The organism is Ectopseudomonas guguanensis (assembly GCF_900104265.1).
Lineage (GTDB): Bacteria > Pseudomonadota > Gammaproteobacteria > Pseudomonadales > Pseudomonadaceae > Aquipseudomonas > Aquipseudomonas guguanensis.
The window spans coordinates 56,854-69,245 of sequence record NZ_FNJJ01000014.1; the positions used below are offsets into that span (position 1 = coordinate 56,854).

At 57.6% G+C, this 12,392-nt stretch carries 8 protein-coding genes; 3 read left to right on the plus strand and 5 right to left on the minus strand.

The features are described 5' to 3' along the window. The 4 genes from BLS61_RS19220 to BLS61_RS19235 all read right to left on the minus strand — a co-directional run bounded on the left by BLS61_RS19220 (position 1) and on the right by BLS61_RS19235 (position 6,882). Positions 1-3,717: a response regulator gene (locus BLS61_RS19220; RefSeq protein WP_090433563.1), complete on the minus strand. Its 3,717-nt coding sequence runs from the start codon at positions 3,715-3,717 to the stop codon at positions 1-3. Between the two features lie 997 nt (positions 3,718-4,714). Continuing rightward, positions 4,715-5,371 (minus strand): YiaD family glycine zipper/OmpA-like lipoprotein, encoded by a 657-nt coding sequence (locus BLS61_RS19225; RefSeq protein ID WP_090433565.1) that lies wholly within the window; start codon positions 5,369-5,371, stop codon positions 4,715-4,717. A 137-nt stretch (positions 5,372-5,508) separates the two neighbouring features. Then, positions 5,509-6,177 (minus strand): YiaD family glycine zipper/OmpA-like lipoprotein, encoded by a 669-nt coding sequence (locus tag BLS61_RS19230; RefSeq protein ID WP_090433567.1) that lies wholly within the window; start codon positions 6,175-6,177, stop codon positions 5,509-5,511. A 60-nt stretch (positions 6,178-6,237) separates the two neighbouring features. Next, positions 6,238-6,882 (minus strand): MBL fold metallo-hydrolase, encoded by a 645-nt coding sequence (locus BLS61_RS19235; RefSeq protein ID WP_090433569.1) that lies wholly within the window; start codon positions 6,880-6,882, stop codon positions 6,238-6,240. 167 nt (positions 6,883-7,049) lie between these two features. Between BLS61_RS19235 and BLS61_RS19240 the strand changes: the two genes are divergently transcribed. The 3 genes from BLS61_RS19240 to BLS61_RS19250 all read left to right on the plus strand — a co-directional run bounded on the left by BLS61_RS19240 (position 7,050) and on the right by BLS61_RS19250 (position 11,751). Beyond that, complete coding sequence (locus tag BLS61_RS19240) at positions 7,050-8,045, plus strand: tyrosine-type recombinase/integrase (protein WP_227334511.1); 996 nt, start codon at positions 7,050-7,052, stop codon at positions 8,043-8,045. A 106-nt stretch (positions 8,046-8,151) separates the two neighbouring features. Beyond that, a complete protein-coding gene (locus BLS61_RS19245) occupies positions 8,152-9,339 on the plus strand; it encodes an AAA family ATPase (protein ID WP_079389533.1) in 1,188 nt (395 codons plus the stop codon). Between the two features lie 6 nt (positions 9,340-9,345). Further along, positions 9,346-11,751, plus strand: a complete 2,406-nt coding sequence (locus BLS61_RS19250) for a S8 family peptidase (protein WP_079389534.1) — start codon at positions 9,346-9,348, stop codon at positions 11,749-11,751. Positions 11,752-11,784: 33 nt separating this feature from the next. Here the strand turns inward: BLS61_RS19250 and BLS61_RS19255 are convergent, their stop codons facing one another. Beyond that, positions 11,785-11,973 (minus strand): hypothetical protein, encoded by a 189-nt coding sequence (locus BLS61_RS19255; protein WP_052156662.1) that lies wholly within the window; start codon positions 11,971-11,973, stop codon positions 11,785-11,787. Positions 11,974-12,392 lie beyond the last annotated feature (419 nt).

A 12,392-nucleotide genomic window follows, 5' to 3' on the forward strand; every position in this document is an offset into this window, starting at 1 on the left:
TCAGGGTAGCCCATTGCCGGGCGAAGGCACGGGCGCTATCGCCAGCCAGCGCTCCAGCAGCGCCAGCAACTCGTCACGCCTGATCGGCTTGGCCATGTAATCGTCGGCACCGGCGGTGATGCATTTTTCCCGGTCCCCCTTCATGGCATGGGCCGTGAGCGCGATGATCGGGATCCTGCAGCCATGCTCCTGCTTGAGCAGTCGCGTTGCGGTGTAGCCATCCATGTTGGGCATGGCCATGTCCATCAGGATCAGGTCGAAGGGGTCGCGCTGGTAGCTGGCGATGGCCTCCAGGCCATCCTTGGCGGAACTGACGCGCAGCCCCACCTCATCGAGCAGCGCCGTCAGTGCATAGACGTTACGCACATCGTCATCCACCAGCAGCACGCGTTTGCCGTGCAGCGGGTTGAGCCGTGCATGGGACGATTGCGGCGCACGTACGTCGCCGAGAAAACCCTGCACCGCCTGGCACAATGCGCCGGTGTCGTCGCCGTGCTTGCGCACCACCACGGCGCTGTAGCGGCGCAGACGCTGCAGGGTCTGCTGGGTGACGTCCACACCAGTGTTGATGACCACGCGCATGCCTTGCAGCGGACGCAGCTGATTGAGGCTCTCGAGCAGGGCAAAGCCATCCTGGTCCGGCAGGTCGAGGTCGATCACCAGCGCGCAGAACTGGCCCTGCGCATAGGCCGTGCGCGCCTGTTCGCCATCGGCGCAGGCGATTACCTGAAACCCCAGCTCCGTGAGCTGTTGGCGATAGTGTTCGCGTTCCACCTCGACGTCCTCAACCAGCAGCAGGGCCTGCTCCTGATGCCGGCCATGCTGCAGCTCGAGGAAAACCTGCTCCAGTTCATCGCGGCCGATGGGTTTGACCAGATAGCGCGTGCCGTCGTCGTTCCAGCCGGTCGGTTGCGGCACGCAGGAAATGATATGCACCGGGGTGTGACGATGGGTCGGCTGGGCGCGCAGACGGCGGAACAGCTGCCAGCCGCTGAGATCAGGCAGCAGGATGTCGAGGATCACCGCATGGAACGACTCCTGCTGCAGCAGAGCCAGGGCCTGCAGGCCGGTACGGCAATGCACGCTGGAGAAGCCGTGGGCATGCGCCTCCTCGGCGATCACCGAGGCGAAGTTGACGTCGTCCTCGATGATCAGTAGCGGTGGCCCCTCACCAGCCCGCAGCGGCCCCTCGGCCGGTGCTTCGACGCTGAGCGCAGCGGTCTGCACCGGCAATCTGACGGTGAAGGTGGAACCCTGGCCAGGCGCACTCTGCAGGCTAATGTCGCCCTCCAGCGCCAGCACCAGCTGACGGGTAATGGCCAGTCCCAGGCCGGTACCGCCGAAACGCCGGCTGGTGGAGCCGTCGAGCTGCTGGAAGGCCTGGAAGATCTGCTCGTGTTGCGCCGGGTCGATGCCAACCCCCGTGTCGCGCACACTGAAGCAGAGCAGCTCGCGTTCGTCCTCCTGGCGGCCCTGGCTGCTGACGCTCAGGGTAACCTCGCCCTGATCGGTGAACTTCAGGGCGTTGGACAGCAGGTTGCGCAGGATCTGATGCAGGCGCACCCGATCGGTGTGGATGACCCGCGGCACGCCGGCCTCCAGTTCGGTGTGCAGACGCAGGCCCTTGAGTTCGGCCATCGGCCGCAGGCTGGCGTCCAGCTCCACCAGCACGTCCTGCATGTTGATCGGCTCGAGCTTGAGCTGCATGCGCCCGGACTCGACCTTGGCCAGGTCGAGCACGTCGTTGATCAACTGCAGCAGGTCGCTACCGGCGCGGTGCACGATGTCCGCGTGCTTGGTCTGTTTCTCGGTGAGGTTGCCCGCCAGGTTCTGACGCAGTTGATCGCTGAGGATCAGGATGCTGTTGAGCGGCGTGCGCAGCTCATGGGACATGTTGGCGAGAAATTCGGATTTGTAGCGGTTGGCCAACAGCAATTGCTCGGCCTGCTCGTGCAGCTTCTGCTCGGCCGCCTTGCGCTCGCTGATATCGATGATCACGGCCTGCACCAGGTTCTCGTCGCCACTGCGAATCGGCGACAGACCGACTTCCAGGGGAATCATGCGGCCCTCGCGATGCAGGCCGAACAACTCGCGATTGCCGCCCATGCGCCGCTGTTCGGGCATGGCCTGGTAACCGCGACGCAGCGCCACGTGGCTGCCGCGTTGTGCCGCCGGCAGGAGCATTTCCACCGGTTCGCCGAGCAGCATCTGTCGCTCGTAACCGAACAGCAGCTCGGTCTGCCGGTTGACCATGGCAATGCGCCCCAGACCATCGACCAGAACGATGGCATTGGGCGAGGCCTCGACCACCAGACGAAAACGCTCTTCGGCGACCTTGCGCGCACGCAGATCCACCAGGTTGATCAGGTAGCTGCTGCCTTCGTGCAACGGGTTGAGGCTGATGCTGACCGGGATCGACTCGCCGCGTAAGGTGCGCACCATGCGCTCATCACTCTCGGCCAGCTGCGCCTGCAGGTCTTTCGGTGATTCGATGTTGGGCAGCACCCGCAGTATGGTTTCGCCGGGCAGCGCATTGAGTGGGCAGTCGAACAGCTCGGCAGCGCTGCGGTTCGCCATCTCGATGCGCCCCTTGTCGTCGCACAGCAGGGTCGCCACCGGCAGGCGTTCGACCAGCAGGCGAAAACGCTCCTCGCGCTCGCGCAGCGCCAGGGCGGCCCGCTCGCTGACCTGCAGCTTGCGTTCGCGCTGGTAGAGAAAACCACCCAGCAGCAACGCCAGCAGCAGCGTCGCAGCCAGCCCGGCCCACAGCCCGAAGGTGCCGCTGCGGTCCTGCACATTGCGCTCGTATTCAGGCGTGCCGATCACCTCCAGCGCCCAGGTGCGCCCGTACAGCGACAGCTCCTGCTGGCTACGAAAGCGCGGGCGCCAGCCATTGCTTCTGGGCTCGCCGGTGATCAGCTGCAGGTCGGTCGCCTGCGGGTCTTTCAGGACGATATAGAACGACCGCGCCTGCGTTCCGAGAATGCCATCGATCAGGTCATGGCTACGAAAGGCGCCATGCACCATGCCCAGCAATGCGGAGCGTCTCTGCTCGGCGGTATTGACCGGCATTCCTGGACGAAACACCGGCAGATAGAGCAGCACGCCGGATTGCACGTCGACCTCGACCTCCTGGCGCAGTATCAGCGGGCCGCTGAGGCTGGCCTCGCCGGTTTCGATACTGCGCTCGATCGCCACTCGCCGCGCCGTCTCGCTGAGCATGTCGAAACCAAGGGCACGACGATTGCGCCAGTCCAGCGGGCTGACGTATTCGATGGGCAGGTACTGCTCGCGTTCGCCAGGCGGGAATATCTGATAGTCGAGACGGCCGCTGGCCTTCACCTCGGCCTCGAAGTCGGCAAACTGCTCCGGCACCAGGTAACGGGCCCAGGCCACCGCCTGTATACCGGGGTAGCGGTCCTGGACCTGCAACTGATCCAGCGCGCGCTGCCACTCGTCCAGCGAGACATGATCGCTGCCTATCATCAACCCGGATACGCCACGCAGGACCATCTCGTAGGTGCGCATGCGCGCCAGCACGCGCTGTCCAACCTCCTGGGCCTCCAGCTGAAAGCGGCGGTGGCTGTTCTCCCGCTCGCGCTCCTGCAACGTGCTCCACTGCCAGAAGATCAGGCCACCCAGACCGATCAACAAGCCAAGCCCCACCAGCAGCGGCATCCACGGCATGGGCGGCCGCTCGACAGCTCTGTCCTCCATTCGCACTCCCTCGGTCATCCAGAACCAGCGCGCACGGGCACCCCGCACGCGGACTTCACAGAACCCCAGAAAGCAGTCTAGTCAGTTTTCGAATGACCGGCCTCTTGCCAGAACGGAGACGACAGGCGGTCGCCGGAGTGGCCGCTGATGAAGTCCGTGCGCAACGAGCGGGCAGAAAAAAGGTTCTTCGCATATTTGGGAAAGTGCGGGTTGACACCGGACTGGCAATAACGTGTTAGCTGTCGATGACTTGGCACTATTCCTTAGCGTGTCGTCTGATCTGATGGGTTTCGCCCCTGACGGGCGACTCACTTTCTTTGCTTGTGCAAAGAAAGTAAGCAAAGAAACACACCCCGTTCATCCGGCCCCGGCTGCGCCGGGGTTCCCTCGCTCCATCACCGTTACAGGGGCACGACCGGATGCGGCCCACCGATGAAGGGCCATCCCTGGCCCATCACGGCTCTCGCGACATCCATGTCGCTCAACCCCTTCCACGGTGATTCCACTCGGCCTCCTGAAGGGGATTTGGGCGTCGTCTGTGAGATCCGCGCTTCAAGAGCAAAAGCCAAACGCTGCCGACTTTGATCTTGCGGAGATGTCGCAAGCCCGCGACCCGGTCCCCTTCAGGAGGCCGAGTGGAGGTGTTGCGTAGGGGGATGAGCCGCATGGATGCGGCGAAAGGCTTAATGGGCCAGGGATGGCCCATGTAAGCCGGCCCCCGGAGCGGCGCCGGAACGAGGGAAGTTTCGCGTAGCGAAACCCGGATGTCGGGGTGCCCTTCTTTGGCACACCTTTCTTGGGCAAGCAAGAAAGGTGTGGCGCCCGTAAGGGGCGCAACCCAAACGCTCAGTACACGCGGTAATGGATAGTGCTAAGTCAGCAAGCGATACGCACACAAACTTGCCAGTCCGGTGTCAAGCGTACCTTCCCCGCGAGAATGCGAAGAGCCAGAAAAAAGCCCTCGCAAGCGAGGGCTTCGTTGCAGCGAATCGGCGACTCAGAGCGGACGCAGATTGATCTCGACGCGACGGTTCTGCGCGCGCCCGGCATCGGTGGCGTTGCTGGCGATCGGCTGGCTCGGGCCGGCGCCGTAAGCGGAGATGCGCTGCCCCGGCACGCCGTTGGCGGTCAGGTAGTTGGCCACGCTCTGCGCGCGACGCTGCGACAGGCTCTGGTTCAGCTCCTGGGAGCCGGTGCTGTCGGTATGGCCGACGATATTCACGCCGTTCTTGTCGAATTCCTTGAACACCAGCACCAGCGAATTGAGGGTCGGGTAGAAGCTGCTGGAAATATCCGCCGAGTTGCTGGCGAAGGTAATGTTGCCCGGCATGATCAGCTTCAGGTCATCGCCGTTGCGCTGCACCTGTACGCCGGTGCCCTGCAGGGTCTGACGCAGCTTGGCTTCCTGGGTATCGACGTAATAGCCATAACCACCACCGGCGGCGCCGCCGACAGCCGCACCGATCAGCGCGCCCTTGGTACGGTCCTTCTTGCTCGAGGTGGCCGCGCCGATCACGGCCCCGGTCGCAGCGCCGATGCCGCCATAGATACCGGCCTTGCTAGCCTGGCTTTCGCCGGTATAGGGATTGGTGGTACAGCCAGCCAACAGGGCCATGACCGCAGTGGCTGCGATCAGATTACGCCTGGTCTTCATAGGATTTCCTTGCAGATTCTTGGTATGGGCAGACTTGCCGCAGCCTTCGAGCTAACAGGGCGCGGCGAAGTTCCGCCCAAGCTTAACAGCCTGGGCGGACGAGAACTGCGATCTGCAGCAGGTCCGTGGCGCGTGCGTCACTGCACGCCCGGCAGCGGCCGCAGGGTGACCTCGACACGACGGTTCTGCGCACGCCCTTCGGCAGTGGCATTGGTCGCCACCGGCTGGTCAGGCCCCATGCCACGCGTGCTGACCCGGCTGCCGTCGACGCCCTGGGCGATCAGATAGCTGGCCACGCTCTGCGCGCGACGCTGCGACAGGCTCATGTTGTAGCTGTGCGAGCCGGTGCTGTCGGTGTGGCCGACCACCTCGATGCTGTTCTGGTTGTACTGACGGAAGGAGTTGGCCAGGTTGTTCAGCGGGGCGTAGAAGCTGTTGGCGATTTCTGCCGAATCGGTGGCGAAGGTGATGTTGCCCGGCATGATCAGTTGGATGACGTCGCCCTGGCGCTGCACCTCGACCCCGGTGCCCTGCATCTGCCGGCGCAGCTCGGCCTCCTGCCTGTCGGCGTAGTAGCCATAACCGGCACCGGCCGCACCGCCCACCGCAGCGCCGATCAGCGCGCCCTTGCCGCGGTTGTCGTGATTGATCAGGGCGCCAGCGGCAGCGCCGGCCAGGGCGCCCAGACCGCCATAGGTGGCCGTCCTGTTCGAACTCGGGGCGCTCTGGTCATAAGGATTCTGCGAGGCACAGCCGGCCAGCAGCAGTGCAGCGGAGCAAGCAGCGATCAGGGATAGACGGGGCATGGCGATTTCTCCTCGAGGGACGGCAGAATGCCAGTGTAGACAGCGCCCGCGACAGCGGGTTCAGGCACGGATAAACGGGTTCTCGCGCATCTCGTCGCCCAGGCGCGTGTCCGGGCCATGGCCGGTGACCACGGTCGCGTCCTCGTCGAGGCGATACAGGCGCTGCCTGATCGAACGCTCGATGGTGGCGTAGTCGCCGCCCCACAGGTCGGTACGGCCGATACCGCGACGGAACAGGGTGTCACCGGCGATCAGCAGCTTGGCATCGGCGAACCAGAAGCTCATCGAACCCGGCGTGTGCCCGGGCGTGTGCAGGGCTACACCACAGCCGCAGGCCAGCTCCTCGTCATCGGCCAGCCACTGGTCCGGCGCCGGCACCGGGGTGTAGGGCACGCCGAACATGCGGCACTGCATCTCCAGGTTGTCCCAGAGGAACTGATCCTCCTTGTGCAGGTGCAGCGTGGCGCCGGTCTTCTCCTTCATCTGCCCCGAGGCAAGGAAGTGATCAAGATGGGCATGGGTGTGGATAATGCTCACCACCTTGAGGCCATGGGCCTCCAGGCGCGCCATGATCAGATCAGGATTCCCGCCGGGATCGACCACGATGGCCTTCTTCGTCAGCGGGTCGCCGATGATGGTGCAGTTGCACTGCAAAGGCCCGACTGGAAAGGTTTCGCGGATTAGCAGGGGTTTTGCGGGTTCCATGGGTATTCCTGTAGGATTAATGGCACATTTTTGGCACAGTGCGATTGACGATGGCGACGATCAGGAAGAAAGGCCCATACCAGTGGCACGCCCAAATCAGGCGTAAAGGGTGGCCCCAACAGACCCGCACTTTCAACACCCAGGCAGAGGCGAAGGCTTGGGCAACAATGATCGAGCGCGAAATGGACGCCGGCGTATTCGTCAGCCGCAACGAAGCGGAATCGACCTCCTTCGCCAAAGCCCTGCAGATGTACGCCGAGCAGGTGACTAGCAAGAAACGCAGTAGCGATTCCGAGCTATCACGCATCCAGGCCCTGCAGCGCCACCCACTGGCCCTGAGATCGCTGGCCAGCATTCGCGGCGCCGACATGGCCAGCTACCGCGATCAACGCCTCAGAGAGGGGCTGGCAGCGGCCACCGTGCGCCGCGAGCTTGCTTTGATTTCTCATGTCTTCACCATCGCACGCAAAGAGTGGCGAATGGAGTCCTTGAGCAACCCCGTGGAGCTGATTCGCCAGCCCAGTGTTGATGACGCTAGAGATAGACGCATCTTGAGCGCAGACGTCTGGACACTGCGGAACGGCGTACTGATTAGCGAGCACCTGGACGAGCTGGAAATGATCTGTCGCCACTCGCGCTCGACCGAGCTACCCCAGATCGTTCGGTTCGCCGTCGAAACCGGCATGCGCCGTAGCGAGATTGCGAGCTTGGTACGAACCAACATCGATGTGAAGAAACGCACTGCGATGCTGCCACTCACCAAGAATGGCTCTGCCCGCGGCGTCCCGCTCTCAAGCCAAGCGGTTGAAATAATCAAGAGCCAACCCAAGCTCGATGATGGCCGAGTATTCAAGAGCAGGCCCGACACCATTACAAAGGCCTTCAACGATGCATTAGCCAATGCACGCCAAGCCTATGTGAAAGGACTCACTCTTCGACTTCAGGACGAAGGGCTCCCTCCGTCAAAGATCAATCAACTGATCGATAGCACTCCTTTCTTGGTCAACCTCCGCTTTCACGACCTGCGCCATGAGGCCACCTCACGCCTAGCCGAAACCTTTCCCCTCCTTGAGCTGACAAAGATCACCGGCCATCAAGACACTCGCATGCTGATGCGCTACTACCACCCCCGAATAGAAGACCTAGCCCAGAAGCTCCGGTAGCCAAGAAAAAATACTGGAAATACGTACAGTATAGGGCTACCATCCAAGTCCGTGCATATTTTTACGCATATATGCATAATATTTGCGAAATGCGGATGGAGCACCCATGGAACACTACCCAATCGTCCTCGCGCTGAGCAGGGCAGCCCTGCAGACACCTAACACTGCGGTGGAGAATCATTTGCGCCGCCTCATAAAGGCGCTAGAAAAGGACGGGCAAGCCGAGCAAGCCGACGGGCTCAACAAGCTGGTTCGCAACACGGGAAAAAGCGTTGCAATCCAACCCAGCAGAGTTGTGCTTTCGCTGGCCGCGATGGGAGGCGAGATGCTTACCCCAAGCGTCAAGCCCCCAGTCGACAAGGAGACCAGCGCCCCTCTAGCCGAAATAGTCTTCCCTAGCGAGACGCTCGACGCTCACCCTATATTCGAAGAGAACTTATCCGCCAGCATCGATAGCCTTCTGGAAGAATGGAAGAACATTGACAAACTTAAAGGGTCAGGAATAAATCCCGCTCTTGCGTTAATGCTATTTGGCGCCCCGGGCACAGGGAAAACTTTTTTAGCCCACCACATAGCCCGAGAGTTAAATTACCCCCTAGTAGTAGCAAAACTAGACGGCCTGATTTCCTCCTTTCTAGGAACAACCGCCAGAAACATATCTAACCTTTTTGCCTTTGCTAATAGATATAAATGCATACTTCTACTGGACGAGTTCGATGCTGTTGCCAAGCTCCGCGACGACCCAAATGAGCTAGGAGAACTAAAAAGAGTTGTCAACACTCTTCTTCAATGCCTAGATACCAGGAACAACATAGGCTTCACCATTTCCATTACGAACCATGAAGCACTATTAGACCCAGCTATTTGGCGACGCTTCGACATCAGAATCGAGATACCCAAGCCGATACACCAAACAAGAGAGCAAATACTGCTGCGCAACCTCCCAAAGAATCTGAAACTAAAAAAATCTCAGATAAATTTTCTAACCTGGATAACAGATGGCTATAGCGGCTCAGACATCGCAAAATTATCAAACTTCATAAAGAGAAAGATAGCAATACAAGGAAGTAAATTTGATTTTTTTGAGACAGTACGCTCCTACATAATCCTGAGCGCCAAAGACCAGGAAAATAATAGGCGTCAGGCAGTTATAGGCCGACCAGAAGAACTAGCTATAGAATTAAATAGAGACCCTGAGCACTCCATGTCTCAAGAGGCACTTGCTGAGTTATTTGGGAAAGCTCAATCCACTATCAGTCGATGGCTGAAGAGCGAAAAGAAACACAAGGAGTAATAGAAAGTGGCAAACAATCCAGTGCAGATCGTACTAAACGCTCAAAACTATGTCCAAAGAGCAGAAATAGTCCCAGGAGGAAGTAATAAAGACTTCTTCGCAGGCCGGGACTCTGACTTCAAGCAACATAAAGACGCACTGGCGCAGTCACTTGATACATTGATACCAAGCAAGCTAACCGAAAGTCCGTTGGTTTTTGCCCACGTGGAGCTGCAAGAGACAGCGTGGGCAAAAAGCCATCGACCAGTAAACCAGGTTTTTCCGAAGAGCAAGATACGCTCCACGCCTGGCAACGCACTGGGAACCTTAATTGTAGAGCTAGCACCATCAGACATTAAGACAATTCGAGAAAAGATCATCTCTGCAGAGAATGAAACACGATGGGAGAAAGACCCTAAGTCAGAGAAGCTAGTACCTAAACCTTCAAGGCTCAGAAGCGAAGTAGGGGCAATCAAAGAAATCAGACTCTACTCTGACCACGACAGAAGAAAGTTCAGTATAGAGCAGGCCGTTCAATGGCTATCAGACCCTAGAACGGGTGGCGCATATTATGTTGAGACATTTATCCCCACCGACAGCCTAGAAGATAGCAAATCAAAGAGAGCCTCTGAAGAAAACGCCCTCCTAGAAGATCTTATGCGAGGCATCGGCAAGCTAGAGCTTCCCATTGAAATAAGCAGATTAAAAAGCGAGTGGACTAAGAATCAAATATTTATCGCTCAACTGAAAGAGCCATATAGAAGCCAAATAGACGCCCACAAAAGACTTATTAATTTTATTGATTCGCACCCAATAGTTCGAGCAATCCTACTCCCTCCAGTTCTACAGTCTTCCAACACGAACCAAGAAGAGACAAGCCTTAAAACATTCCCAAGCATTTCACAAGAAAGAGCCTACCCTATTGTAGGGATTATCGACACCGGCGTATCCGCAATTAATCACCTGGCCCCATGGCAGGCAGGGGCTACTGACTTTATAGACCCCGCATTTCAAGATACCTCTCACGGAACATTTATTGCCGGCCTTATCGCCGGAGGTAAACACCTAAATCCTAGTACAGAACTTGATGAAGCTGACTGCAAATTTTACGACTTAGGGCTACACCCCACATACGATTATGAGAGCTATTACCCGCGAGGCTTTTTTGACTTCCTGGAGCAGCTTGATGCAGAGATCGTTACCGCAGCCCAGCAAGGAGTAAGAGTATTCAACATGAGTCTTTCTGTGACTCTTCCCGTTGAAGATTCTAGCTATAGTCTGTTCGCAAATATCCTTGACCAAATCGCTGATCGCCACGATGTCATCTTTGTACTTCCGTCTGGAAACCTAGACGGAGCAACCGCACGGGAAGCATGGCCAGACGATGAAGATCAGTGCCTTAAACTTCTTGCTGAATACAGACATCAAGGCAAGGATAGAATCTTCCAACCAGCCGACAGTGTAAGATCAATCACAGTTGGTGCTCTTGACCCTGCGAGCAAAGAAGGGGCACTCAAGCCATCTCGATACACTAGACGAGGCCCTGGCCCATCGTTAGGCGCAAAGCCAGATGTTGCTCATATTGGCGGCAAACTGGAGCCAGACCACGGACTATACTCATTAACCCCAAGAGGCGGCGTCTCTTCAAACTGCGGAACTAGCTTTGCTGCTCCACTCGTAGCGAAGAGTCTTGCGACTCTAGATCACTTAATTGAAGGTAAAGTTCCAAGAGAAGCGCTGTCCGCCCTTCTAATCCACAACTCAAAAGTTCCAGACTGGATGACATCTAAAAAACTTTCTAGAATAGCAAAGGATTTCGTTGGAGCTGGAATACCAAGCCAAGCAGCCCGCTCCTTGGAAATAGATGACAACCAGATAACACTAGTATTCAATGGCATACTCAAACCAAGCCATGAATTGGTATTCGACTTTACATGGCCTGCATGCCTAGTCAAAAATGGTGCATGCACCGGAAAAGTAAAAGTAACCACAGTCTACAGCCCAGCCATTGATAGAAATTTTGGCGCCGAGTTCATTCTAACCAACATTGACACCTGGCTACGACAAGAAGTTATAGACAAGAAAACAGGAGAGGTATCTTTCAAAGGGCGCCTGAAGACCGAGGCTGACAAAAGTATAGAGAAAGAGCGAATTGCTCATGGAGCCAAATGGTGGCCTGTAAAAACTTTTGAAACCACATTCCCGCGAGGTGTCGGGGAGTCTTCGCAATGGCGTTTAGTCTTGGAACCACTAAACAGAAATGGATTTACTCTTCCAGAAGAAGGTGTACCGTTTTCTACTGTCATGACCATTAGCGACCCCAAAGGCAATGGTCGAGTCTTTGACGAGGTTCGCCAGCAGCTGCAGGCATCCGGCGTAGAAATTTCCGACATTCGAACCGCTCTGAGCAACCGCTTGCGTCAAGAGAACTAATAATATCGCGACCTAAGTGAGCCAAGCGGTGGCTCACTTAGGTAGATTATCGACGTAGCTATATGTATCAATCAACGTGCTCCTAGCTATGGCTTCCAGCACAGTTTCGCCCTCTCTCAATCCAAATAGCTCTTGAGCGTTGGTTGTAGAAATAAACATGGGAAGTTCCTCACTCGCCCCCTCATCGTCCAAAAAGGCCGGTTCATCTTCATAACTAGTCATTGCGTCATTTCCTTGTTCAACTTGAAGCCTTCCACCTTGGTATTGGTGGGCAAATCCTTTATCTAGCCTTTCGGCTGCTCATTCAGTGCCGCAATCTACCAGCGCTAACCGCTCTTTGGAGCGACTAGATTTTAGCGGCTAAAATCGTCGAGAGATTTAGCTGCTAAATTTTGACTAGTAGTGAGGTATCAGTATGCATAATCGAGACGGACATACCGGTGTGCTGAGACGCAGTATCCTTGTGAAAGCTGCAGTAGCCAACGCGATTCGCGAGAACAGGCGGCTTGGCCTCGGTGATACAGAGCCACCGACTGAGTCGGAAATTGCGGCAGAGATTGCTGCGTTGGACCTCTCTCACTGGAAATCTGTTCCAGTGGCATAGCGGTGGTGGCCCCGGGCGGGGCTACCTAATTTTAGCC